At 50.5% G+C, this 25,719-nt stretch carries 19 protein-coding genes; 7 read left to right on the top strand and 12 right to left on the bottom strand.

Annotated features, from left to right (window positions below; all coding sequences use genetic code 11):
- Positions 1–116 precede the first annotated feature (116 nt).
- Positions 117–1,208, bottom strand: a complete 1,092-nt coding sequence (locus tag OCU43_RS07565; RefSeq protein WP_091352995.1) for a polyamine ABC transporter substrate-binding protein — start codon at positions 1,206–1,208, stop codon at positions 117–119.
- A gap of 270 nt (positions 1,209–1,478) precedes the next feature.
- Positions 1,479–2,822, bottom strand: coding sequence for a glutamine synthetase family protein (locus OCU43_RS07560; protein WP_376787863.1), 1,344 nt, complete (start codon positions 2,820–2,822; stop codon positions 1,479–1,481).
- Between the two features lie 246 nt (positions 2,823–3,068).
- On the opposite strand from OCU43_RS07560, the gene OCU43_RS07555 reads away from it, so the two are divergent.
- From OCU43_RS07555 to OCU43_RS07545, 3 genes are all read left to right on the top strand, one after another.
- The gene (locus tag OCU43_RS07555) at positions 3,069–3,776 is read left to right on the top strand and encodes a GntR family transcriptional regulator (RefSeq protein WP_091352989.1); all 708 of its coding nucleotides are present in this window, start codon (positions 3,069–3,071) and stop codon (positions 3,774–3,776) included.
- A 223-nt stretch (positions 3,777–3,999) separates the two neighbouring features.
- A complete protein-coding gene (locus tag OCU43_RS07550) occupies positions 4,000–5,379 on the top strand; it encodes an aspartate aminotransferase family protein (protein ID WP_091352987.1) in 1,380 nt (459 codons plus the stop codon).
- Positions 5,380–5,582: 203 nt separating this feature from the next.
- The gene (locus OCU43_RS07545) at positions 5,583–6,401 is read left to right on the top strand and encodes a response regulator transcription factor (protein WP_091353896.1); all 819 of its coding nucleotides are present in this window, start codon (positions 5,583–5,585) and stop codon (positions 6,399–6,401) included.
- 346 nt (positions 6,402–6,747) lie between these two features.
- Here the strand turns inward: OCU43_RS07545 and OCU43_RS07540 are convergent, their stop codons facing one another.
- The 8 genes from OCU43_RS07540 to OCU43_RS07505 form a co-directional block, all read right to left on the bottom strand.
- Entirely contained in the window at positions 6,748–7,443 is a 696-nt protein-coding gene (locus OCU43_RS07540) for an MlaA family lipoprotein (protein ID WP_091352984.1), read from the bottom strand.
- A 156-nt stretch (positions 7,444–7,599) separates the two neighbouring features.
- Positions 7,600–8,544, bottom strand: a complete 945-nt coding sequence (locus tag OCU43_RS07535) for a porin (RefSeq protein WP_091352981.1) — start codon at positions 8,542–8,544, stop codon at positions 7,600–7,602.
- Between the two features lie 458 nt (positions 8,545–9,002).
- Positions 9,003–12,926, bottom strand: coding sequence for an ATP-dependent RNA helicase HrpA (hrpA, locus tag OCU43_RS07530; RefSeq protein ID WP_091352971.1), 3,924 nt, complete (start codon positions 12,924–12,926; stop codon positions 9,003–9,005).
- Between the two features lie 32 nt (positions 12,927–12,958).
- Complete coding sequence (locus tag OCU43_RS07525; RefSeq protein WP_091352968.1) at positions 12,959–13,753, bottom strand: class II glutamine amidotransferase; 795 nt, start codon at positions 13,751–13,753, stop codon at positions 12,959–12,961.
- A gap of 3 nt (positions 13,754–13,756) precedes the next feature.
- Positions 13,757–14,218 carry a bactofilin family protein gene (locus OCU43_RS07520; RefSeq protein WP_091352966.1) on the bottom strand — a complete coding sequence of 154 codons (462 nt, stop codon included), beginning with the start codon at positions 14,216–14,218 and terminating at the stop codon, positions 13,757–13,759.
- A complete protein-coding gene (locus OCU43_RS07515) occupies positions 14,158–15,117 on the bottom strand; it encodes a M23 family metallopeptidase (protein ID WP_091352963.1) in 960 nt (319 codons plus the stop codon). Before OCU43_RS07515 ends, OCU43_RS07520 begins: the two co-directional genes overlap by 61 nt.
- Positions 15,118–15,245: 128 nt before the next feature.
- Positions 15,246–15,995, bottom strand: coding sequence for a TIGR00266 family protein (locus OCU43_RS07510; RefSeq protein WP_091353893.1), 750 nt, complete (start codon positions 15,993–15,995; stop codon positions 15,246–15,248).
- A gap of 34 nt (positions 15,996–16,029) precedes the next feature.
- Complete coding sequence (locus OCU43_RS07505; protein ID WP_091352960.1) at positions 16,030–16,971, bottom strand: AEC family transporter; 942 nt, start codon at positions 16,969–16,971, stop codon at positions 16,030–16,032.
- Positions 16,972–17,131: 160 nt separating this feature from the next.
- Between OCU43_RS07505 and bktB the strand changes: the two genes are divergently transcribed.
- Together bktB and OCU43_RS07495 are read left to right on the top strand one after the other, a co-directional pair.
- The gene (gene bktB / locus OCU43_RS07500; protein WP_091352957.1) at positions 17,132–18,316 is read left to right on the top strand and encodes a beta-ketothiolase BktB; all 1,185 of its coding nucleotides are present in this window, start codon (positions 17,132–17,134) and stop codon (positions 18,314–18,316) included.
- Positions 18,317–18,488: 172 nt separating this feature from the next.
- Positions 18,489–21,497, top strand: coding sequence for a proline dehydrogenase family protein (locus OCU43_RS07495; RefSeq protein WP_091352954.1), 3,009 nt, complete (start codon positions 18,489–18,491; stop codon positions 21,495–21,497).
- Between the two features lie 2 nt (positions 21,498–21,499).
- On the opposite strand, the gene ppnN is transcribed toward OCU43_RS07495, so the two are convergent.
- Both ppnN and cobB read right to left on the bottom strand, forming a co-directional pair.
- A complete protein-coding gene (ppnN, locus tag OCU43_RS07490; protein ID WP_091352951.1) occupies positions 21,500–22,882 on the bottom strand; it encodes a nucleotide 5'-monophosphate nucleosidase PpnN in 1,383 nt (460 codons plus the stop codon).
- 167 nt (positions 22,883–23,049) lie between these two features.
- Complete coding sequence (cobB, locus tag OCU43_RS07485; protein WP_091352948.1) at positions 23,050–23,757, bottom strand: Sir2 family NAD+-dependent deacetylase; 708 nt, start codon at positions 23,755–23,757, stop codon at positions 23,050–23,052.
- A gap of 134 nt (positions 23,758–23,891) precedes the next feature.
- Here cobB and OCU43_RS07480 point away from each other — a divergent pair, with 134 nt between their 5' ends.
- Complete coding sequence (locus OCU43_RS07480; protein WP_091352943.1) at positions 23,892–25,277, top strand: PhoH family protein; 1,386 nt, start codon at positions 23,892–23,894, stop codon at positions 25,275–25,277.
- 101 nt (positions 25,278–25,378) lie between these two features.
- A complete protein-coding gene (gene yidD, locus OCU43_RS07475; RefSeq protein ID WP_091352940.1) occupies positions 25,379–25,651 on the top strand; it encodes a membrane protein insertion efficiency factor YidD in 273 nt (90 codons plus the stop codon).
- The last annotated feature ends 68 nt before the right edge of the window (positions 25,652–25,719 follow it).

The following is a 25,719-nucleotide window of genomic DNA, read 5'->3' as shown; positions in this document are numbered from 1 at the left end:
GAGCTCAGAGAGTTATTTATGAAGCCTTCAGTGTGGCAGCTATCTCGTTAGCCGTTAATCCCACTACCTGAAAGCGATATCTCTCTGGCAGAGGCTCGCCTCTGCCAGGGGCAGACTTACCGACCAGTTTTAATCTGAGTCCAGGTGCGGGTCAGCAACCGGTCAAACTTGGCGCTATGTGCATTCTGAGGAAACAGATTAGCCTTCACCTCGTCTGTGGGATAGATACCGGGATTATTTAATACCTCTTCCAGAACCATTGGCTCTGCCGCCTTATTGGCTACCGCATAGTAGGCATAGTTAGAGACCGCTGCGCCGCTGTCTCCTCTGAGGATATAATCTACCAGCTTATAAGCCGCATCTTTATGAGGCGCATCAACTGGAATCGCCATCAGATCAAACCATGCCAACGTACCCTCTTTCGGAATGACATAGCCGATGTTCACCCCCTGTCCCGCTTCTTCAGCACGACCCTGAGCCTGCAACACATCACCGTTGTAACCCAGGGACACACAGATATCACCATTGGCCAGGTCAGAAATATACGCAGAAGAGGAGAATTTACGATAATTGTCACGAGCAGACTTCAGCAGATCTCCTGCTTTTTTCAGATCTGCTTTATCCTCAGAGTTTGGATCAAGCCCCAGATAGTTGAGCGCGATTGCTACGATCTCAGCAGGAGAATCAAGCAGGGAGATACCACAATCATTCAGTTTGGCCGCTATCTCAGGTTTAAACACCAGATCCAGTGTATCAACAGGCATATCGCCCAGCCGCTCTTTGATCATATCAACGTTATAGCCGATACCGATCGTTCCCCAGGCATAAGGAACATTGTGCTTATTACCAGGATCATGACGGGCAATTTTCTCGAGTATTGCCGCATCAAGGTTACCGTAATTGGTCAGCTTACTGCGATCAAGCTCAGTGTAGATTCCGGCCTGTACCTGACGTTCAAGGAAAGAACCGGTTGGCACAACGACGTCATAGCCGGCGCCGCCAGACATCAGCTTCGCTTCAAGCACCTCATTCGAGTCATAAACGTCATAGTTAACCTTGATCCCGGTATCTCTGGTGAAGTTCTCAAGGATCTCAGGGCTGATGTAATCGGACCAGTTGTAAAAATTCACAACCTGCTCTTCAGCCATTACAGTAGTGGAAACGGACGCAGCCATTACTACTGCAAGACCAAGCTTCTTCGGATTCATTGTATTACTCCATCTCTGGTGCTTCAGATGTCGCAGCATGTGCTGACCCATCTATTAGCATTAACTCTTTAGATGCCGCAAAGCGGCGTTCATCAGAGCCACATCTTTTTGTTGTTATTGTCATGGCCGCCCCTCTGATCAGTAAGGCGGCGCTCAAGCTTCTCAAACTGTCGCAGTATTTTCTGCAACTAGTAAAAATGTACTGCAACCTCCCTGTCAGCTATATACCCTCCAGTAGGTATTAGAAAATAATAAATAAATATCAATAAGTTAAAGCAATCCCAAGTAAGATTCATACTCAATATCAGAGATCTGCTCGTTAAGTTTCCGTTGCTCCTGACGCTTCGCTGCAGCAAATACCCTGACAAACTCCTCACCAAGATACTCCTTCAGCACATCACTTTCGGCAAAAAGATCGGTAGCGATATCCCACTTATTTGGCAGAATCATCTCCTGATCTCCGTCAGCATAAGCATCACCTTCAATGGGAGCCGGTGGCATCAGCTTATTCTCAATACCGTATAACGCTCCAGCCAGAATGGCGGCTAACACCAGATAGGGGTTTGCATCAGCGCCGGACACCCGGTGTTCGATCCGACGTGCCTCACAGGGGCTTTCCGGAATTCTGATCGCCACGGTGCGGTTCTCATAGCCCCAGGTGGCAATCGTCGGTGCATGGGCGCCCGCCATGAAACGGCGATAGGAATTCATATGTGGTGCAAAGACCAGCATGCTGTCAGACATGGTATGCATCAGACCTGCAACCGCATTCTTCAGCACATCAGTACCGTCTTCGCCACCATCATCAAAAACATTATTGCCCGCCTCATCCAGCAGACTGAAATGAACATGGAAGCCATTGCCACTCTTATCCGAATAAGGCTTGGCCATAAAGGTGGCAGAGTAGCCATGTTTACGGGAGATCCCTTTGATCAGACGTTTAAACATAATCGCCTGATCTCCCGCCATCAGCGGGTCATTCACATGCAACAGGTTGATCTCAAACTGGCCGGGCCCTAATTCAGAAATAATAGTATCCGCCGGAACGCCCTGAATCTCACAAACCTCACGCACCTCAGCAAAGAACGCCGAAAGACCATCCATCTCATCGATTGAGTAACAGTCGGTTTCACTCAGACGGCGCCCATGTCCTTCGGATAAGATAGGAGGCTTTGGACGCTGAGTCTCTTCAGACTCGCCATCCATAAGATAGAACTCCAGCTCGGTCGCCATCACCGGGGTCAGACCGATCGCTTTAAAACGTTTCACAACACCGGCCAGTACCTGGCGGGGGTCACAACCAAACGGCGTCCCATCAGGGTTGGACATCATTGCCAGAATCTGATCTCTTGGTTCCTCAGCCCAGGGAACGGGGATCGGCCGGTCCCCTACAGGCATACAGATACCATCCATATCGCCCGTTTCAAACACCAGGCCATTGTCCAGCACATCGTCTCCCCAGAAATCGAAACCAAGCACTGAGCGCGGCAATTTAACGCCCTCTTCAAAAACCTTAACCGCTGCACTCGCCGGCAGCCGCTTACCCCGCAAATTACCATTCAGGTCAGCTATAAACAGATCAAACTCTTTATCTTTCTCTTTCTTAAACATCATAAGATTCTCACTCGAAATCTTTCATCCCCACACGCTGGCGGGTCACAACATACTGTTGCAATCAGTTTAGCTTAACCTACATGCTTTTGTGATCACAAAGAATAAAGTAATGTGATCACATTTTTTTGTGGCGGTCAATATCGACATCTGTTAAAAATGTCATGTAACCTATTTAATGATCGCATTACTAATAAGAGAACCTGCTAAGAGGTTCCCAAGAGAACAAGGCCAGAACCAACGTTGATTATGGACAAGAAATCTCCGATAAAAATAACATTAACTGAACGTGATGAGTCTGTAACTATCACCCAATGGGTATACCAGACTCTGCGCAACGCAGTGATGTACGGTGAGATCCTCCCCGGAAGGGTACTTACCATTCGTGAACTGGCCGGCATTCTTGATGTCAGCCCTATGCCTGTCCGGGAAGCCCTGCGACAACTGGCGGCCGAAAATGCACTGGAAATTCAGGGCAACCGCAGAGTAATGGTGCCAAAAATGACAGCAATGAAGTTCAATGAACTCTGTGAAGCCCGGATCGCCATTGAGTCTCATGCGGCCGCCCGGGCACTACCCTATATCGATAATGACCGACTGGAACAGCTTCGTTCACTGGACAGCCTGATCGATCAGGCACAGGAGGAAGACAACCTCAGTCAGATCAGCATTCTCAACCAGAACTTTCACCGCTCCCTCTATACCGCCAATCCGCATCAGGTAACCCTGCCACTGATTGAAAGCCTGTGGCTGCAGCTGGGCCCCTTCATGCGAATGGCCACCAGCGAGCTGGAGGAACACTATCTGGTAGACCGGCACAATGAAGCGATGTCCGCTATCGAACGAAGAGATGCCTATGCCCTGCAGATGGCTATCGCTGCCGATATCCGCGAAGGGATTGCGTTTGCCGGAACCCCGGAGATGCTGCATACCTTTATTGAAAACTCAGGCCACTGAGTTTTAAAGCCACCTGTTTCTTTACTCATAAACAGATTCGCCCCTTAAAAGCCGCTGAAGAGAGCTAAAAACTTTTGCGGCTTTTTTGTTGACTTTATCTTTTTGTGATCACAAAATAGTGATCACAAAATTAGATTTGATCCTGCTAGCTTCAAATCTTTTGATCGTTTTATTTATTCACCGGCAGACTGTTCACATCCGGTGACAGGTTGGGAGAGAGTCAATGCTCGAAAATAACAGCACTTCAGTAAACACAGCGGACCTACAGACCATCGATGCCGCACACCATATGCATCCCTTTACCAACACCGGTGCACTGAACAAGAAGGGAGCACGGGTGATTACCCACGCTGAAGGGGTATACCTGTGGGACAGTGAAGGCAATAAGATTCTCGACGGTATGGCTGGCCTGTGGTGTGTCAATATGGGCTATGGCCGCTCCGAACTAATTGAAGCAGCCAACAGTCAGATGAAGCAACTGGCGTATTACAACACCTTCTTCCAGACCACCCATGCACCTGTTGCTGAACTTGCCAAAGAGATCGCCAGCGTGACCCCGGGCGACCTGAATCATATCTTCTTTGCCAACTCAGGCTCAGAAGCGATCGATACTATTATCCGGATGGTACGCCAGTACTGGTCTATCAAAGGTAAGCCTTACCGCAACATCATTATTGCCCGTGAAAATGCTTACCACGGCAGCACCATCGGCGGTACCAGCCTTGGTGGCATGAGCGGTATGCATAAACAAGGCGGCCCTCTGGTACCTAATATTGAGCGGATACGCCAGCCCTACTGGTATGGCGAAGCCGGGGATATGACCGAAGAGGAGTTCGGCATCGCCTGCGCCAAAGCCCTGGAAGATAAAATTCTTGAAGTCGGTCCTGATAATGTTGCTGCTTTCGTCGGCGAACCGATTCAGGGCGCCGGGGGCGTCATTGTTCCTCCAGCGAACTACTGGACAGAAATTCAGAAGGTCTGTGATAAATACGATATTCTGCTGGCAGCCGATGAAGTCATCTGCGGCTTTGGCCGCACGGGCAGCTGGTTTGGCTGTGAAACCCTGGGCTTTAAACCTGACATTATGTCGATGGCTAAAGGACTGTCTTCCGGTTATCTGCCGATTGCGGCAGTTGCCGTGGGTGATCGCATCGCCAACGCTTTTATTGAACACGACGATGACTTCAACCACGGTTTCACCTACTCAGGTCATCCCGTTGCGGCTGCGGTTGCGATCGCTAACATCCAGCTGATGAAAAAAGAAAATATCGTTGAGTATGTAGCCAATGATATCGGACCTTACTTCCAGCGCAAACTGCGTGAAACACTGGCAGACCAGCCATTGGCTGGCCATATCGAAGGCACTGGACTGGTTGCAGGCATCGCTCTGGTAAAAGACAGAGAGACTAAAGAGTTTTTTGGAGACGATATCAATATCGGGCTGATCTGCCGTGACCACTGCTTTAACAACGGCCTGATTATGCGTGCAGTAGGCAGCCGTATGGTACTGTCTCCACCACTGGTTATCAGCCATGCAGAAGTGGATGAGCTGTGTGAAAAAGTCCGTCTGTGCTTTGACCTGACACTTAAGTCAGTCAGCTAATCAACACCCATTTTACCTGTGTAATACTTTCACTATCGTTATACAGGCAAAGGTCAGTGGCAGAACACCCTGACCCCCTTATCCGGCTGCAGTGGATCGGTATTACCGGTATTGGTCCCGTCATCTGTCATAAGTTCAGCTTAACTGACAGATGCAGCCGGATCTTTTTAATCCGTTTTAACGACCAGCGCAGGAGCCTGGCTATGCAAAGTATAAGTGCACAGCACAACGCATCTGAAAACTGGCAAAAGGAACTTGCTGCTGTTATCGACACCATACGCCTGCCTAGTTTTGGCGGTATGCTGGAAAAATTTCTCGCCACACAGTGCCATTTCGACACGATGCTGGTAGTGACTTTCAGAAAGTCACTTAAACCCTTAATTCTTCACCCCACCAACCCTGCAGAGCAAAGCCTGACACTGCATAACTATATCAACCGGGCCTACATTCTCGACCCACTGTTTAATGCGATCCGCAGTGGTACCCTTGGAGAAGGCGTCAGCCGACTGATCGACATCGCACCCGACAGCTTTGAAACCACCAAGTACTACCAGAGCTGCTACAAAGAGTTTGATCTGATTGATGAGATCAATCTGGTCATTGAGCTCGACCCTAAGGTCAGCTGTGCTATCTCACTCGGGCGCAGAACCAGCCGGGGCACCATCACCCGGCCCGAATTAAACCGTTTGAATACTATTTATCCGGTGATCAAATCACTGATTCGTCAGTTCTGGTGGTCACAATCACAGGAATTCGTAAAATATGAAAAATCCGAGGGCGCAATGAATCAGGCGATCAGCACCTTTGGCAGCGGCGTTCTCACCCCCCGTGAGCAGCAGATTGCTGGTCTGATCCTGCAGGGACACTCATCAAAGGCGATCGCCAATATGCTGGACATCAGCCTGGGAACGGTAAAAGTACACCGTAAGAATATTCATACCCGGCTCAACACCTCAACCCAGTCAGATATCTTTACGCTATTCCTCGCCCACCTGAAAGAGCTGGATCCAACGACCAGTTAGAACGGCGCTTCGCGCCTGCTAGTGGTTAGACGGAAAGCTTCGCTTTCACTTGCTAGAAAAAGCCGCCGCTCGTTGTGGTTGCTCAGAATTATCGCCCTGCACCCAAGCTGTGCAACAACTTTCTTACAGAGCTCATCACTCAAATACAGATCAGCACTAAAAAAGAAGGCTTTTATCGAGCAACAAACAAGTCACGCTTTTTGTGACGTCGAGCTACGAGCAACGGCTTTTAAAGTTATTTATAACGATCAATCAGAGACTATACTTTTAAAAGCAACTGATAAAACGACTAATTTAAAGCGGCTAATTTTAAGCGACTAATTTAAAGTGCTACCCCTCAGTATTATCAGAACTGATCCTGATCAAACGAGGCCACCTTGCCATCGTTTACCAGAAACTCCCGTCGCTGCAGATAGGCATCACGCATCGCGGTGTAACGATCTCCGGTAAGCAACTCTTCCGCGGCCAGCAAGTTTGCCCGGGTATCAATAATACGCAGCCCATAAAGCTGATTACGGGTGCGGATGGGGTCGACCTCACCTACCGGATCAACCATTGAATCCGGTATCAGACCAAGACCATCACGAATATTGGAGGGGCCTAACAGCGGCAGCACCAGATAGGGGCCCGTTTCCACTCCCCAATAGCCCAGCGTCTGACCAAAGTCTTCATTATGCTCCGGCAGCCCCATAGGCGTAGCGACATCAATAATACCGCCTAAACCGATAGTCGTATTAAACACTACCCTGGCCAGGCTCTGACCGGCATCCTCCCCCTTCAACTGCAAAGCACTATTCAAAGTACTGCCTACATCCGACAAATTACCAAAAAAATTACTTACACCGGTTTCAATAATATCCGGCGTAACCGCCTTATAACCCTGCGCCGCAGGTTTGAGTGCATAACGGTCAACCGTATCATTAAAGCTGAACATGGCACGGTTAAATCCCTCCCATGGATCAACATCCAATCGATCATCCGCTACAGCACTAACAGAAAACATAAACAAAATGGAGAGCAGACTATTTTTAATGAGCATCATGCAAAACTTCCAAAACCATATCTAAAACGCAATTGTGCCTCAGATCATATTTTTTTGCGACCGCAAAAAGCCTTATCACAGATGGCTGTTATTATTTTCAGACATAAAAAAAGGACCCTTCAGGGTCCTTTTTATCAGCTTAATCTTAAATTAAGATTAGAAGCTTACGTTGTAACCTACAGCGAAAGTATCAACTGCGTTAGTTGCATCTTCAGCTTTGCCATTTGCTTCAATGTAGTTAGCAAATACAAACGCTTGCTTGCCCAGCTTCTGCTGAACTTCAGCAATGTAACGCTTACCACCATCAACATTAGAAGCATCATCACCGAAATCAGTGATAGAAGCCAGCAGCTTGGTGTTACCCAGAGCGTAAGAGCCAGCCAGAATGATTACATTGTCAGCACCGTTACGGTTGACTTCGTCGTCTTCAACAGACAGCGCTACGTACGCATCACCAGCAGAGTAGCTCAGACCAAGAGAGTTGATGTTCTCATCAACAGTTCCTTTGTACTGCAAAGTAGACAGAGCCACACCGAAACCAGCTACAGAGTAAGTAGCAGCCAGGTGAGTCGCATCAACGTCAGCACCAGTATCACCACCAGCATCAACGCCAGGAGCCTTACGTGCAACAGCAGCAACTGCCAGTTGCAGACCACTCAGATCTGGAGAGATGTAGGCAGCAGCATTACCCTGACGACCGCCAGTACCGTAGCTGTGAGTTGTTTCAGTGTTAGCAGCAGCCATGATGTCAGTTTTACCAACAGTCCACAGGTAAGCTGGCAGCCACTGACGACCAACAAGTACGGTACCGAAGTCACCAGTAGCACCAACGTAAGCCAGACGGCCTTTATTTGGAGTACCGAAAGAACCGGATTCAGTATTTGCGTAAGTCTCGAAGTGAGCGATTGCAGTCGCACCAGAGAACAGTTCAGAAGTAGCCTTGATACCGATACGTGAAGTGTTGTCCTGGATATCCAGATCACTACCATCAGCGTCAGCAATTTGAACACGCAGTGAGCCGTACAGAGTAGCATCTGCTTGAGCAACCATTGGAGCAGTCAGAGCACCAGCAACAGCCAGAGCGATAATTGACTTTTTCATTAACATTTCCCCTTCAATATTTAACGTACTAGTAGTTAAACTTTATTATTTCTTACTTCGCTTCACGTCATCAACTACGCTCAGCTAACAAGAAAATACTATAATTCAGAAATATTTCAATGCTGTGCATGAAATAAATTCTTACACTCAATATTTCTGGCGGGCTGACTAGCGTAACAGCCCTTAGTATCTTTTAGTTGTAATCCGGTTAACATCCTGCACTTCAACCGATTCAACCAACCCATTATAGGCTATAAACCGTTTAAAACCGAGGTTTCAGAACAGCATTTAAATAAATTTGACGCATTACAGCATAGCTCCCCAGTGTTCGCAACCATTTGTTCTGGTTTTTTAAACAGTTAAGGCCTTTTTTGCAGTAATCCATTAGCAAAAACTGATACAGATCAAATTCGAACCCTGAATCATGGGCTACAGGCAGATAAAAAGCTCACCTTCGTTTATCGCTCGATCTGTTGCCACTGCTGTTTAAGCCGCTTCTCTGAGACTGTTATCCGGGTACCCAACTGCTGGGCAAACAGTGAGATACGATACTCTTCCAGCATCCAGCGGTATTCATCCAGAGCAGCATTATACCGGTTATGCTGACGGTCCAGCTGTAGCTGTCCCTGATACTGTCGGGTCAGTTGCTGCAACTGTTCGCTCAGCATACGCTGTCGTGGCAGTTCGCGTTGGTATTTTTCCAGTCTGAGCACAACACCTTGCAGATATCTTGGATATTGCTGTAATTGCTGCACCGGCACTTCGGCTAAAAAACCTTTAAATATCAGTCCATCCAGTTGCTGCCGAATATCGTTAAGGATGGTAACGGCCTGAAGATTAACCGAACCTGAAAGTTGTTTCTGTAGACGGTGATACTGTTTGGCAATCTCTTCCAGTAACAGCGCCTGTTGTTCTGCCTGCTGACAAAATTCACTTCGATACCGGTTTAACCGGTCGGTAAACTGCTTTTCAGACTGTATCTCATCGCCTTCTGCGAGAAATGTAGCGGTCACTGCACTGAACAAACAGTGCTCATGTAGCTGATTACGGTTTTCTACTTTAGCCAGTAAAATCGCTGTTTGCTGAAAACCGGGCAATCGGTTTTTGACAAATTTTATCTGCTCTGTCAGTTGTAACATCAGTAATCGGGTCAGCCCCAGACGGTTCTGTTTTACCGCCATCGCCTGGTCTTCAAACACTTTCAGTTCAACGCTGTCACCGCAGTCCTGCAACCCAGGATACACCTCCAGCTCCAGCCCTCCGGCCTGCTTCAACCTGATCGACCGGGGCAGATCACCAAAGTCCCACCCGGTTATCCCTTTTCGTCCCCAACTCTCAGACGGCGCTTGCGTCAGTGCCTGGCGGGCCTGTGAACCGAACTGCTTCTGCAACCGCTGCAGATCACGTCCTTCGGCAACGAGTTTGTTGTTCTCTCCGATCAGACGAAGATTTACCCGATAATGATCATCCAGATCGACAGCGTCCAGATCATCCCGACTGATTCTGACACCGGTCATTCTTTTAAGATGCAGCGCCAGTGCTTCATTCAAAGATCCCTGAGCAAAGACTGCTGCTTCAACAAAGGCATCCACATAATCAGGAATCGGCACAAAGTTTTTGCGTAGCGATTTAGGCAGCCCCTTTAACAGCGCCACGCACTTCTCTTTAAGCATCCCCGGCACCAGCCATTCGAGTCGCTCTGGCGGAATCTGATTCAGCAGTACCAGCGGCGTCTGAAGGGATACCCCATCATCTTTGGCCCCGGGCTCAAAATGATAACTAAGCTGCAGTTTTGCACCATTCAGCTGTAACTGCTCGGGATAACTGGCCCGGGTAACATGATCCGCCGAACGTTGTAACAGGTCCTCCTCCTGCATAAACAGGATTTTAGGATTGTCCTGCTCTACCTGTTTGCGCCACTGCTCAAAGCCTGCGCCATTGACCACGCTACTTCCGTTATGTTGCTCCAGCCGTGAAGCATAAAACTCAGCCAGAGTCTCTTCATCCACCAGCAGATCACGCCGCCTGCTTTTGGCTTCCAGATCTTCAATCGAGTTAAGCAGATTCCGGTTATGACTGAAGAACTGCCCCCGGGTATTGAATTGCCCCTCTACCAGTGCGCTACGAATAAAGATCTGCTGACTGACCCTGGGATCGACACTGCCATAGTGCACAGTCCGCCCGGGGACAATAATAAGCCCGTATAAGGTCACCTGCTCCTGCGCCACAACCTGAGCCTTTTTCTTCTCCCAGTGTGGTTCCAGATAGCTACGCTTCAGCAGATGTGCTGCCAGAGGCTCTGCCCAGAGCGGATCGATCCGAGCCACCATACGGGCATACAAACGACTGGTTTCTACCAGCTCTGCCGCCATAATCCACTTAGGCGCTTTCTTATACAACATCGACCCGGGAAAGATACTGAAGCGACGATTACGAGCGCCAAGGTACTCTTTATTTTCCTGTTTAAAGCCCATATTGCCCAACAAGCCGGCCAATAGTGATCGGTGCAAAGCGTCATAGCCGGCAGGCTGAGGGTTCTCATTATAATCCAGATTACGACAGATCAGATGCAGCTGACGATGCACATCGCGCCACTCACGCATGCGCATATAGGAGAGAAACTGTTTCTGACAGAATTTACGCAGCTGATTCTGGCTCAGATCCTGCCGCTGCTCCTCATAGAGATTCCAGAGGTTAATCAGAGTGACAAAGTCAGACTCTTCATCAGCATATTCACGGTGCTTCTGATCCGCAGCCTGCTGCTTGTCCATAGGACGTTCGCGGGGATCCTGCACACTCAGGGCGCTGGCAATAATAATCATCTCTTTAAGACAGTTATTTTCTACCGCTGCCAGCAGCATCCGGCCAATCTTTGGATCAACAGGCAGGCGACTCAGTTGCCGCCCCAGTTTTGTCAGATGACGCTTATCATCGACGGCACTCAGCTCCTGGAGCAGATTAAAACCATCGTTGATATAGCGGGAGTCCGGTGGGTCGATAAAGGGAAACTGATCGATCGCCCCCAATCGCAAGTTGAGCATCTGCAGAATAACCGCGGCAAGATTGGTACGACGAATCTCGGCATCGGTAAACTCAGGCCGGGCATTGAAGTCCTCCTCTGAGTAGAGGCGGATACAGATCCCCTCTGCTACCCGACCACAGCGGCCTTTGCGCTGATTTGCACTGGCCTGAGATACCGCCTCAACCGGCAACCGCTGCACCTTAGAGCGGTAGCTGTAACGACTGATACGCGCCTGTCCCGGATCGATAACATAGCGGATTCCAGGGACGGTCAGCGAGGTTTCCGCAACATTGGTAGCAAGTACTATTCGCCGCCCCGCCCCTCTCACCGATGTGAAAATCAGGTTCTGTTCTGCGACGCTGAGGCGGGCATACAGGGGCATCACCTCAATATGCTTGATACGCCCCTGCTGAACGGCCTTCCTCAGATATTCCGCCGCTTCGCGGATCTCCCGTTCACCGCTGAGAAACACCAGAATATCACCGGCACCCGTGATCCCCTTTTTGCGCTCCAGCTGTATCAGTTCTTCTGTAGCACAAACGATACCTTCCGGAATGCTTTTTTCACTACTGTCATCCAACTCTTCAAGGGGACGGTAGTGCAACTCAACCGGGTAGGTACGACCCGATACTTCGATCACCGGTGCGTTATTGAAATGTCTCGAGAAACGCTCCAGATCAATAGTTGCCGAGGTGATAATCACTTTCAGATCTGGACGTTTCGGCAGAATCCGGTGCAGATACCCGAGCAGAAAGTCAATGTTCAGGCTGCGCTCGTGGGCTTCGTCAATAATCAGGACTTCGTAGCGTTCGAGATAGCGATCATTCTGGGTTTCTGCCAGCAGGATACCATCGGTCATCAACTTGATCAGGGTATTGTCGGCAACCTGCTCCGTAAAACGCACCTGATAACCGACAGTACTACCCAGAGAGGTTTGCAGCTCCTCGGCGATCCGGTTGGCAACCGTTCTTGCCGCCAGTCGGCGAGGCTGGGTATGACCAATCAGCCCCACCCGGCCCAACCCCAGCTCAAGACAGATCTTGGGCAACTGAGTCGTCTTACCCGATCCGGTTTCACCAGCAATCACCACCACCTGGTGCTCTGAAATCGCTTTGGCGATCTCTTCCCTGCGGGCACTGACAGGCAGGTCCGGATAGTTCACCGGCAGACTATAGGCCCGTTTTGCTACCCTCTCTTCAGAGCGTGATAGCAGCGTCTCAACCTCGCTCAGCAAGCGGTCAGAAGGCTTATGCTCTTTCAGACGGCGCTGCAGCAGTTGGATTTTCTTTCGAATAGGAAAACGGTCGGCAATAAGACAGTTATCCAGCCGGGTATACAAATGCTTGATAGTGGCAGTCACAATGAAGTTATCAGTTAAAAAAATGGTTTAGATCAGGCGTGACCAAAACAACGACTCAGAGGTTGCTGTACACCTTCGCGAAAAACAATCATCTCGCCTGTCTGCAGCTTACGCCAATGTTCATTATTGGTCAGCGGTTCGGTGGTAACCACTGTTACTATATCGTTAGGGGTCGTTTCTTTGCAGAAATCGACCGTCAGTTCTTCGTCGGTCAGGCGCGCCCTGCCAAAGGGGGCCCGCCGGGTGATCCAGGAGAGTTTAGTTGAGCAGTATGCCAGCAGATACTCAGACTCGGTCATCAGCATATTGAACACGCCGAGCTCCCGTAACTGGTCACAGCAGCAATGTATCAGCTCAATCACCTCGGAGAAATTCTTCGGCCGCTGAGGAAACCGCTCTCTTACCTGTCCCAGCAGCCAGCAGAAAGCATATTCACTATCGGTCGTACCAACAGGGTGATAGTAATGCAGCGGCAGGTCAAACAGTTTCGGGTCCAGTTGGCCATTGTGAGCAAAGGTCCAGGAATAACCCCAGAGTTCCCGGGTAAAGGGGTGAGTATTTTCCAGACAGATACTACCGACATTCGCCTGACGGATATGACTGATGACGGTCTTACTCTTGATAGGGTGGTTTTTAATCAGGTTCGCTATTTCAGACTGGCAACTGGGAGCCGGATCATGAAACGTCTGCAACCCCTTACCCACATAAAAAGCGATCCCCCAGCCATCCTTATGGGGGCCGGTTTCCCCACCACGCTGCATCAGTCCACTGAAACTGAAGCAGATATCGGTTGGAACATTGGCACTCATGCCAAGCAGCTCACACATCGTTCAGGCAGATTCCTTATCCGCTTTGATCGTTACTTTATCCGGCAGGGAATCAATTGCATCAACACCGGACTCAACCGGCGGTGTGTGCTCTAACACACCCACCTCTTTCATACGTCGCTCACCGATAAAATTGCCTTCCGGGTGAATCGCCATTACTTTACTGATAACCGTAGCAACAACTTTGCCGCCGCGGTCAATCTCCAGTTCATCACAGACAACTTCCCCCTCAAGCAGGCCACACACCGTAATATGATTGGCTTTTACCACGCCGTGTACATGGCCACTTTTACCGATTGAGATATTATCCAGGGAGGAGATATTACCTTCAAATGTACCGTCTATATGCATCCGGCCGATAATACTCATATCGCCACTGAACTTATTACCTTCAGCTATGATAGTTATTGCTGAGCCGTTTGCAACGCCTGATTTAGCGGGTACATTTTTCGTAAAGAAGCCCATTTTACACCTTTTACTTCTGAAAACAGTGATTCGAAATTGCTTATATTCCAGGCCACAAATGGCGCCGGATCGACGGGTCGGAACAGATAGCGAACTTCATAATGCAGATGAGGGCCGGTAGAGATACCAGAATTCCCCGTCAGACCGATCAGTTGCCCTTTGCTGACAAAAGTCCCGCTTTTAACTTTGACATCACTCAGATGAGCATAATACGTTTTAAACCCCAGCGCATGCTGCAGAATAATCAGTTTGCCAAAACCACTCTGCTTATGTAACCCGGCATACTCCACCGCCCCATCGGCTGTGGCATAAACGGGTGTACCGATATCGGCTTTAAAATCTATACCGTTGTGCATAATCCGTTTCTTGTGGATGGGATGCATACGCATACCAAAGCCATCAGTGATCCGGATTCCCTGCGTCGGCTCACCATTTGGCAGCACGCTGAGAAAAAACAGCCGCTGGTTGGTCATCACAGTCAGGGCATCGGCCCGGTCAGAGGTCATCTCTTCAGAGGGGGGTAAACCCAACAGATCTTCCAGCCCATAGAGACTGGCATCCAGGGTTTCATTCAGCTCACCGATACGCAGGTTCTCTTCCTGTAAGTGATCGCGCTCAACCTTCAGCTCCTGCAGGGTAGTGGAGAGCTGATCGAGCTGGCCTTTTTGCAGTTCCTGAGCCCCCAGAGTCATCTCGTACTGGCTCGCCAGGGAATTAATCCCCTGCTCCAGATCGTCCAGTTCATCCGAGGTTTTGACCAGCAGCAGGTTGGAGACAAAAAAGCTACAAACCGACATCACCAGAAACAGCGCAAGCAGATACCTGGCCAACTGGCCCAGAGTATACTGCCGCGATCCCCGTGCAGTTGTTAATGTAATAACCAGCTTTTTACGCAACATGACCGGCAAACCAATATTTACAATAAAAAATATCGGTGAAATATACCTTTATTGGTGCTAAAAGTCATAAAAACGACATCAAAAATACACCACTTTATGACATTTAGCTGACACGGCTCACACTGCGGCTAGCGCTCCCCCTTGTCATCCCCCCCGATAGCAGGGGCTGCAGCGATAATGCGGTCTGCAAGGCGGGAAAACGGCAGACTCTGAACCCAGACACTGCCAGTCCCGGAGAGTGTCGCCAGCCACAGACCCTCTCCCCCCAGGAACATCGACTTTAACCCCTTAACCATCTCAATGTCATAATCGATCCCCTCACTGAAGCCAACCAGACAACCGGTATCAACCCGCAGGGTTTCATTGTTCAGCTCTTTTCTCACCACTGAACCACCGGCCTGAATAAAGGCCATTCCATCCCCCTCCAGCTTCTGCAAAATAAAGCCTTCACCACCAAAAAAACCAGCCCCAAGCCGGCGGGAAAACGCCACTGATAAACGGGTTCCTAAAGCCGCACAGAGAAACGCATCTTTCTGGCAGTACAGTCGCTCTCCGGTCTGAGACATATCCACCGGAACAACCATCCCCGGATAGGGTGCGGCAAAAGCAACCTTGCGTTTCTGACCTCCTGTGTTTGAGAAGTGGGTCATAAACAGAGATTCACCAGTGATCATCCGTTTCCCGACAGAGAATAGCTTTGAGAACACCCCTTCCTCAGGATCGGCGCCGTCCCCCATCTTTGTTTCAAAGCTGATATCCCCCTCCATATAATTCATGGAGCCGGCTTCTGCGATCACCGTCTCGCCCGGATCCAGCTCCACCTCCAGCATCGGCATTGAATTGCCTATAATTTCATAATCCACTTTATGACACTTCATATCGCTCTCCATAACAGCTTTCTTTAACGGGCTACTAGCCACCCCATTGTTTCATCAACGGCAGCAATACAGCCAGGGTAATCAATGACACCAGGGTGGTCACCATAATCGTTGCCGAGGACAGTATTATCCGGGTGTTGTATTGTTGCGCCAGCACAAACACCATCGCCCCGGTTGGCAGACCGGCAAGCACTACCGCGCTAGCCCCCCAGAAAGGATCTAAACCAAACAGAAGCGCCAGACCAAAGGTTGCCAGAGGGTGTATTATCAGCTTGACCACTGTCAGCCAGGTTAATTCAAAACGCCCGCCCCTGACCTTCAGACCGCTGAGGGATATCCCCAATGCAAAAAGTGCCACCGGGGCTGCAGACGGAGCCAGCATCTGCATCGGTGTTAACACCATTGGCGGTAGTGTTATGCCGCTCACCGATACCAGCATTCCCAACAACGGCGCCATCATAACCGGGTTTTTAAGCAGCCCCTGTAACAACAACGTTTTCAGTTTCCCCAGCACACCGCCCCCACTGTTCTGCAACTCGGACATCACCGCCAGCACCAGTATAAAAATAAGATTACTGGACAGTGTTGCGATGATGACTGGTAAAGTGCCCTGCTCACCAAAGATAAAATAGAAGATCGGCACACCCATATAAACGGTGTTGGCCCAGGCAGAGTTCAGCGCAACCACAGTCCAGTCGAGAGGAGACGACAGCTGCATCTTTTTCCAGCCCAAAAACGCAACTCCAACCGCGATCACAGATCCCCCCAGATACACGGCGATGAAGTTCCACTGCAATACCGAGGCTATATCAACAGAAGCGGTCGAGGTAAACATCAGAGCGGGCACTGCAATGAAATAGACAAAGCGGTTCAACGCTGCGGCGCTGGACTCCTCCAGTAAACCGGACCGCCGGGAAACCCAGCCCAACACCATGAGGATAAAAACAGGAATGACGATATCAAACAGCAAATGCATCAGTTGTTCTCAGAAAATAGATGGCCGAGCGAAATTGTTATTAATGTTTCACTAATTGGCTAGAGCCTTTAGTGCTGACCGGTGATATGTTATCCCCCTGACTGCACTACATTGCAAACTATAACAATAATTACATACAGCTAATATACAGGATCCAACTATGAGCAAGAGAGAAGTAGTCGTACTGAGCGGAGTCCGGACAGCGATTGGCGGTTTTGGTGGCAGCCTGAAATCACAGACGCCCTGCGACCTGGCCAGCACTTGCGTCAGTGAAGCGGTCGCCCGTTCCGGTGCCGCACCTGAAGATTTCGGCCACAGCGTCTTTGGTAACGTGATTCATACCGAACGACGGGATATGTATCTGGGCCGGGTTGCCGCCGTTAACGGTGGCCTGCCGGTTGAAACCCCTGCGGTCACCATGAACCGTTTGTGTGGCAGTGGCCTGCAGGCGATCATCTCCGCAACACAGCAGATTGAGCTGGGCGTATGCGATGCGGCTGTGGCCGGGGGCGCCGAGGTGATGAGTCAATCCCAGTACTGGATGCCAACCGCCCGCTTTGGCCAGCGGATGGGTGATGCCGCCATTGTTGATGCAATGGTAGGCGCGCTGACCTGCCCGTTTGATAATACCCACATGGGTATTACCGCGGAAAATATCGCTGAAAAGTGGCAGATCAGCCGTGAAGATCAGGATGCTCTGGCTGTAATGAGCCACAACAATGCTGAACGGGCCATCACCGAGGGCCGGTTTAAAGAGCAAATTGTGCCTGTTGAGCTGAAATCGCGCAAAGGCGTTACCCTGTTTGATACCGATGAACACCTGCGCTATGGCTGCACTATCGATGATATGGCTAAACTGCGTCCGGCGTTTAAAAAGGATGGCAGTGTCACCGCCGGTAACGCCTCAGGCCTCAATGATGCAGCAGCAGCAGTAACACTGATGGCCGCCGAAACCGCTCAGGCGAAAGGTTTACAACCGATGGCCCGGCTGGTCGGATACAGTTTTGCCGGGGTTGAACCTAAATATATGGGTATTGGGCCGGTTCCAGCGGTACGTAAACTACTGGCTGACAATCAACTGGCTACTGGCGATATTGATGTCTGGGAAGTCAATGAAGCCTTTGCTGCTCAGGCACTCGCGGTTTGTCGTGATCTGGAACTACCGCTGGAGAAGGTTAACATCAACGGTAGCGGCATCTCGCTGGGTCACCCGATTGGAGCAACCGGTGCGATTATCACCGTAAAAGCGCTGTATGAGCTGCAACGCAGTGGTGGTCGCTATGCGGTCGTGACTATGTGTATCGGCGGTGGCCAGGGTATTGCTGCTCTGTTTGAGAAAATCTGAAACGCCCCCGCATCATTGTTTTAACCCAAGCCCGCTGCGTCATAACAGCGGGCTTTTCTATTGACCACGCGCAACGATACACGCACCATTTTCAGGCTACCTGATACGGATCACATACGGGTAAGCTATGCTCTGTCTGACATTCAATTAATTCACTGACAACAGGCTCCCTATGTTTCCTCTCACGTTATATTTCACAGATCAGCAGGTTAAATGGAACGCAGCGCAGCTGTGGAACAATATCCCGGCGTACTACTGTGCAGATGAAGCGACGATGGAGTCTCAGCTCACAGAACTGACAGCGCAGTTACAGCTTCCCCCTCTCAGAGCGCTTGTCACTGACGATATACAGCAGGGAGCCCTGTGCTGCCCCATTGAACTGAAAGATGCTGACAAACTAACCGGTGATGAGCAGATCGCGCTGACCTCTCTGGCCGAAAGACTGCTTTACCTGCCGGATCAAAACAGTATTACGCGATTTATAGAGGAGAAGCTGACCCCGGCTAACGGGCAACCTTTCTTTGAACGAAACTCCACAGCAATACAACAGACACATACCTGGAAGCAAGCTATCCGACAGCAGAGAATCACTGTGTCCATCCAGGCCCACAACATATTCAGTCAACTGGCTGAACGGTTCGATTATCCTTTTATCCGCACCACCCTCAGCGATACCGTCACGCGTCTGAGACAGAGAATCATCTTCAGCGACAGTATCCCGCAGATTAGCGAGATTCCGGAAAACTACGCCTACAGTCTTCATCTGCTGACTGAAGGGGTGGTCACGGCAGAGGCAGCCAGAATCGCTCTGAACCGATATCTGGACGCGATCAAAGCGATATCAGCACAGAAGCCCCACTGCCGCGCTACCCCCTCCCTTTCCGTCAAACTGTCTGCACTAACCCCCCGTTTCGCCCTCCTCAAAGCACCTGCAGTGATTGAAGAGGTAACGCAAAGGCTGTTGCATCTGCTGATTCTCGCCCGCACTGAAAATATCACGATTACTCTTGAAGCCGAGGAATCCTGCCACGTGGATCTGACACTGAAGGTTTTTGAAAACCTGCTACGCAGTGATCTTTGCTGCGGCTGGGGCGGACTGGGGGTGACTGTGCAGGCCTACTCTAAACGAGCCCTGCCGATCCTTGGCTGGTTAAACTTTCTTGCCCAGGAGCTACAGACAGATATTCCGGTGAGGCTGGTTAAAGGTGGTTATCTGGACACAGAGATAACCCGTGCGCGGCAGCAGGGGCTGGCGGATTATCCGGTTTATACCCGTACCGAAATAACCGATCTCTCTTATCTGATATGCGCCGCCTATCTGTTACAGGATCAGTGCCCCCGACTTACTCCACAGTTTGCCAGCCACAACAGCAACACCCTTGGTCAGATAGTAACGTTGGCCGAGCAAAGCACTAAACCCATTGAGCTGCAACAACAACCGGGGCTTGGCGAAACCCTGCTTACCCAGCGGCAAAACGCCAATAGTGCGGTGACACAAAGAGTTTGCATAATCATTGGCTCTCAGGCGCAACTGCCCCCACATCTGTATCGCCTGCTACATAACAACCTCTCCGTTGCTCCGACAAGTTTATCGGTCAATGAAAGTGCGGAAGCTGACGTTTCTGCCGAAATAAGCGCAGCCGCTGTGATGATCGACACGCAATCCCAGCGCCAACAACTACTGAAAAAGGTCGATGCATTTCGTGACCAGCAATGGCTGGCTGCACCGCTGATAAATGGCGAGCCAGTCAGATCCCAGCCACCGGAGGCCCGGTTTTCCCCCTTTAATCTGAGCTGGCAAACCGGAGAGCTGTTTCCCAGTACCCCGGATGATGTCCGCGAAGCCTACGCAGTCACCAGAGCAGGCTTTACTGGCTGGAACAGGGTCTCGCTATCCGAGCGGGTAACGATTATCCGCCACTTCGCAGACCTGCTGGAGCAGCATCGTGAAGAGCTGATCGCTCTTTGCATCCGTGAAACGGGTAAACCCCTGCGCGATGCTATTGATGAGCTCCGTGAAGCCGTTGAACTATGCCGTTTATACGCCGCACAGGCCCTCAGCCGTTTATCTCCACAGCAACTGCCACCGATAGCGGGAGAAAAGCAGACACTGCGCTATCACGGCCGGGGAATATTTGTCTGTATCAGCCCCTGGAGCTTTCCCCTGGCTATCGGAACCGGTCAGGTCGTTGCGGCACTGCTGGCCGGCAATTCAGTGATAGCCAAACCCGCCAATAGCACCCCTCTGATCGCTTATCGCGCAACCCAGTTATTATTAGATGCAGGGGTTGCCAGAGACGCTATCGCCCTGCTCCCCGGCAGCAGTGAATCAATCAATGAATCACTGCTTAAAGACTTTCGCCTCAGCGGCATCAGTTTCACCGGATCAAATCAGAGTGCAGCCTCTATAACCCGGCTACTGGCACAACGGGAGCAACCCCAGCCCGTCCCGCTGATAACGGAAACCAGCGGATTAACGGTAATGATTGCCGACTACACGGCCCTACCTGAGCAGATCGTCAGAGATGCCATTGAAGCGGCGTATAGCGGCACCGGACAGCGCGGTTCAGCGTTACGGGTGCTCTATCTGCCAGAGGAAACCGCAGAACAGCTGGAATCGATGCTGACAGGGGCGATCATGACCCTGAAGACTGGTAACCCGGATGAACCGGATACTGATCTGGGACCGGTGATCGATAACCATGCCCTGCAAGCCCTGCATGGGCATATAGAGCACAGCAGGATACATGGCCGACTGATATATGAAGGAGAATTGGATACACAGCACGATAGTGGCTATTTTGTTGCGCCTACACTGATTCGTCTGCACTCAATTGATGAACTGAGTGAGGAACATTTTGGCCCGATTCTGCATATCATCCGTTACCAGAGCGACAACCTTACCCGCATTCTGGAAGAGATAAACCGCACCAGTTATGGTCTGTCTCTGAACATTCTGTCCCAGGATAACCAGACTATTGATCAGATCTGTAACCTGATGCGCCCCGCCAGTATCACTATCAGGCGCAATCAGAGCACTGCCCATACTCATGGGCAGCGCTTCGCATCAAGAGGGCTATCGGGTACCGGTCCGAAGGCGGGCAGCCCCGATTATCTGCTCGGTTTCACCCAGCAGACGATCTGTTCCTCCGACAGTGACGATAACGTTTACAGGGTCTGAAATCAGGCGATCTCCGCCTGGACCAGACGATAACAGGGATCATACTCCTCATAATCGATCTTCATACGCCGTTGCAGCACAAAGGATGACAGCAGCACATCGAGCTCATTCACCAGTTCCGGTTCGCCAGTGAGTTCAAATGGACCAAACTCCTCGATAGCACGAATACCCGGCGCTTTTACATTACCCGCAACAATACCGGACAGTGCCTGACGCAGGGTAGCCGCCAGCAGATAATCCGGCTGGTCCCGGCTGAGATTAAGCGCCGCCATATTTTCATGGGTCGGTTCAAAGGGTTGCTGAAATTCAGAAGGGATATACAGCTGCCAGTTAAAGTGGAACGATTCGCCGGTCGCTTTACGATAGATGGTCACCCGCTCAAGCCCCGCCTTCATCTTCACCGCCACCTCGTAGGGATCGCCCACCACAATTTCATACAGTGAAGCCGCCCGGTCCCCCAGGGTAGACCGGATAAAGCGGTCCACCGTTTCGAAATAGACCTCACTCCCCTCAGGGCCGGTGAATATCAGCGGAAACGGACAGGTGCTGTTGCGTTCATGCAGCAGGATACCCAGCATGTAGAGAATCTCTTCTGCCGTGCCCGCCCCTCCGGGAAAGACAATGATGCCATGCCCCAACCGGACGAACGCTTCCAGCCGTTTTTCTATGTCCGGCATGATGATCAGCTCGTTGACGATGGGATTGGGGGACTCTGCCGCAATAATGCCCGGCTCAGATATTCCCACATAGCGGGCATCGCTGATGCGCTGTTTCGCATGAGCGATGGTGGCGCCTTTCATCGGCCCCTTCATCGCACCGGGTCCACAACCGGTACAGACGCTCATCCCACGCAAGCCAAGCTCATAACCAACCTGTTTGGTGTAGATATATTCCTCCCGACCAATGGAGTGTCCACCCCAGCACACCACCAGATTCGGCTTCACATGGGGCTCTATCGCTTTGGCGTGACGCAGAATATGAAACACCATATTGGTAATCTGTTCCCCCTCCTGCAGGCCATCACAGCACTTATCCAGTTCATCGCCAACGTAAAGCAGATCCCGCAGTACAGAGAACAGATGCTCGCGGATACCCTGAATAATCTCCCCATCAACAAACGCGCTGGCGGGTGCATTGATCAGCTCCAGCTGCACACCGCGGTGTTTCTGGCTGACTCTGATATCAAAATTCTTATGTTTTTCCAGCACCTGTTTGGTACTGTCCTCTTCACTCCCGCAGTTAAGTACTGCCAGCGCACACTGTCGAAACAGGGGATATAATCCCGCCTGGTTACGGTCCTGTAGTTTTGCAACTTCAAAAGGTGAAAGTGTATCCAGACTATCCAGTGGCGTAATATTAGCGGTTACATATTGTTCGGTCATCATGGTCCTGCCCCTCTGATCAATACCCCAGCACAGGAACAGTTCCCGGCCGTAAACAGGGCTTAACGGGTCCCTCCATTTCAATTGGACCCGTCTAAAAAATATAAAGTTCAGGTTACAATATAGTTACATTTTCTACACTACACCATTAACCCCTTGATACAAAAGAATTAACTACTGATCAAACTTTCAACAAACAGAGGCACTTCGCGGCTGGCCGGACCATAAATATGGCGATCAAATGCAGACTGTTTTTTTGAAGGCTCAAGATTAATCTCCACTGTTTCGGCCCCGACACTGTTAGCAATTTCAACAAAGCCGGCGGCGGGATAGACATGCCCCGAAGTGCCAATGGAGATAAACAGGTCGCAGCTTTCCAGGGCGTCATAAATCAGCTCCATCTGCATCGGCATCTCACCAAACCAGACAATATCCGGTCGCAGGGTGCCCATTTGACCACAACAACCACAGCGGGCATCCGGCCCGACCGGTTTGTGATGGGTAAACACCTGACCGGAGGTAGTACAACGCAGATTTAACAGCTCCCCATGCATATGAATCAGATTGCGGCTACCGGCACGCTCATGCAGATTATCAATATTCTGGGTTACCAGCAGCACTTCCCCTTTAAAGTACTGCTCCAGCTTTGCCAGCGCCAGATGTGCTGGGTTGGGGCGGATATCCGGCATCAGCAACTGCTCCCGGCGCTGATTATAAAATTGATGAACCAGCTCAGGATTGCGGGCAAACGCTTCGGGGGTAGCAACATCTTCAATACGGTGGTTTTCCCATAAACCATCCGCCGCCCGAAATGTTCTTATTCCTGATTCAGCCGATATTCCGGCACCGGTCAGAATCACAATATTCTGATATTGCACAACCCTGCTCCTCAAAAATGGTGACAAGTGGGTTTTATCCTACGCCAACTTCTGCTTAACTAACTATACAGGCCGGTTTTTTTTTTACCGGTTACTGTGTAAACATCTGAGTCGGCTCGAGAAGGAACCCCTGTATGAGTGCTGATAAGCTCTATATCCTCGATACCAACGTTTTACTGCACGACCCTAACTGCCTGTACGAATTTAAAGAACAGGATGTCGCTATACCGATGACAGTTCTTGAAGAACTGGACAACATCAAAGATCGCAAGCAGAGCGTGGCGCAGGAAGCGCGCCACGTTATCAGAGCTATTGATAAGATTCTCAGTGCCGCCACCCCATCCCAGATACTCAAAGGGGTACAGATTAAGGTTCCCGGCACCGAAGACACCACCCGGCTGGGCAAACTGAGTATATTCCCCGACCACGAACTCACCACCCGTCAGGGTTTTTTGCCTGACAATAAAAACAACGACAACCATATTATTAACTGCGCTCTGCACCTGCAGGGCAGCGATCCACACCGTGAGATCATCCTCGTTACCAAAGATATCAATATGCGCCTCAAGGCGCTGGGGGCGGGACTTCAGAAGGTTGAGGATTATCGCAAAGACCAGTTGGTATCCGATCTGGATCTGCTGCCATCCGGCCATCACCATATCGAAGGCAACTTCTGGGAAAAAGTCGAACAGGTTAAAAGCTATCAGGAAGGACCTAACACCTACCATAAGGTCAATCCCGATCTGCTACCGGATGCCTATCCCTGTCAGTATATTTACGATGATTCAAAAGATTTTGCGGCACGGGTGGTTTCAGTCAGCCATGAAGAGACTGTGCTGCTCGACCTTGGCTACGATAAGCTGATGCAACAGGAGTGCTGGGGCATCCACCCCATCAATATCTATCAGGCGTTTGCCATGCAGTCGATTCAGGACCCGGATATCGATCTGTGTCTGCTGAACGGTGCAGCGGGCTCCGGTAAAACCCTGATCGCACTGGCCTGTGCCCTGGAGATGGTGATCGAAGAGGGACGCTTCAACAAGATTATCGTCACCCGCTCTACCCCTCCGGTGGCCGAAGATATCGGTTTCCTGCCAGGTACTGAAGAGGAGAAGATGACTCCGTGGCTAAGTTCTATCCACGATAACCTGGAAGCGATGCACGAAGGTGATGAACGGCCTCAGAGCAGTGTTAAATACGCGATAGAGAAGGCCAACATTCAGTTTAAGTCGCTCAACTTTATCCGTGGGCGAAGCATTCAGAATGCTGTGGTGCTGATCGATGAAGCACAGAACCTGACACCCCAACAGTTGAAAACCATCCTCACCCGTTGTGGTAAGGACAGTAAGATGATCTGTCTGGGTAACCTGGCACAGATCGACTCCAACTACCTGACCCCACTCACATCTGGTCTGACCTATGTCGTGGAGCGCTTTAAAGACTTCGAGGGCGCATCAACTATCCACCTGGAGGGCATTTTCCGCTCAAGACTGGCGGAGTACGCTGAAGAGCATCTCTGATCTGCCCGAAAGCAGCTGTTATCAAACTTACTGCTATCAAAGCCGCGCTGTGACGCGGCTTTTGCTTGTCTACGGCTCCCCGACAGCGCTACACTTAAACGATGATTCTACGACGCTGCTTTATCTTCCTGATCCGCACCTACCAATACCTGATAAGCCCGTTTCTGGGGCCTAATTGCCGGTTTTATCCAACCTGCTCAGCGTATACCCTTGAAGCGATCGAAACCCATGGCGTGATCAAAGGCTGCTGGCTGGGTATTAAACGCCTCGGCAAATGCCATCCTGGCCATCCCGGAGGGTATGACCCGGTACCGCCTGCATGTTGCAGTGCAAATAAAGTAGACCAGGAAACCTCTTCAACACCGCCGGAATAAGTTTTTGGGTAACCTTTAATTGACCTGAGAAGCGAAGCCAGCTATAGCTTAACTGTCTGATTTACAAA

It is taken from the genome of Amphritea atlantica, assembly GCF_024347255.1.
In the GTDB taxonomy this organism is placed as follows: Bacteria; Pseudomonadota; Gammaproteobacteria; order Pseudomonadales; family Balneatricaceae; genus Amphritea; species Amphritea atlantica.
Note: the sequence above shows the minus strand (reverse complement) of the source record. Positions and strands in the feature narration are given on the sequence as shown.

Bases quoted from the DNA above. Each gene is read 5' to 3' on its own strand.
- OCU43_RS07565 (WP_091352995.1), bottom strand. From the start codon at position 1,208: ATGAATCCGAAGAAGCTTGGTCTTGCAGTAGTAATGGCTGCGTCCGTT.
- OCU43_RS07560 (WP_376787863.1), bottom strand. From the start codon at position 2,822: ATGATGTTTAAGAAAGAGAAAGATAAAGAGTTTGATCTGTTTATAGCT.
- OCU43_RS07555 (WP_091352989.1), top strand. From the start codon at position 3,069: ATGGACAAGAAATCTCCGATAAAAATAACATTAACTGAACGTGATGAG.
- OCU43_RS07550 (WP_091352987.1), top strand. From the start codon at position 4,000: ATGCTCGAAAATAACAGCACTTCAGTAAACACAGCGGACCTACAGACC.
- OCU43_RS07545 (WP_091353896.1), top strand. From the start codon at position 5,583: ATGCAAAGTATAAGTGCACAGCACAACGCATCTGAAAACTGGCAAAAG.
- OCU43_RS07540 (WP_091352984.1), bottom strand. From the start codon at position 7,443: ATGATGCTCATTAAAAATAGTCTGCTCTCCATTTTGTTTATGTTTTCT.
- OCU43_RS07535 (WP_091352981.1), bottom strand. From the start codon at position 8,544: ATGAAAAAGTCAATTATCGCTCTGGCTGTTGCTGGTGCTCTGACTGCT.
- OCU43_RS07525 (WP_091352968.1), bottom strand. From the start codon at position 13,753: ATGTGTGAGCTGCTTGGCATGAGTGCCAATGTTCCAACCGATATCTGC.
- OCU43_RS07520 (WP_091352966.1), bottom strand. From the start codon at position 14,218: ATGGGCTTCTTTACGAAAAATGTACCCGCTAAATCAGGCGTTGCAAAC.
- OCU43_RS07515 (WP_091352963.1), bottom strand. From the start codon at position 15,117: ATGTTGCGTAAAAAGCTGGTTATTACATTAACAACTGCACGGGGATCG.
- OCU43_RS07510 (WP_091353893.1), bottom strand. From the start codon at position 15,995: ATGAAGTGTCATAAAGTGGATTATGAAATTATAGGCAATTCAATGCCG.
- OCU43_RS07505 (WP_091352960.1), bottom strand. From the start codon at position 16,971: ATGCATTTGCTGTTTGATATCGTCATTCCTGTTTTTATCCTCATGGTG.
- bktB (WP_091352957.1), top strand. From the start codon at position 17,132: ATGAGCAAGAGAGAAGTAGTCGTACTGAGCGGAGTCCGGACAGCGATT.
- OCU43_RS07495 (WP_091352954.1), top strand. From the start codon at position 18,489: ATGTTTCCTCTCACGTTATATTTCACAGATCAGCAGGTTAAATGGAAC.
- ppnN (WP_091352951.1), bottom strand. From the start codon at position 22,882: ATGATGACCGAACAATATGTAACCGCTAATATTACGCCACTGGATAGT.
- OCU43_RS07480 (WP_091352943.1), top strand. From the start codon at position 23,892: ATGAGTGCTGATAAGCTCTATATCCTCGATACCAACGTTTTACTGCAC.
- yidD (WP_091352940.1), top strand. From the start codon at position 25,379: ATGATTCTACGACGCTGCTTTATCTTCCTGATCCGCACCTACCAATAC.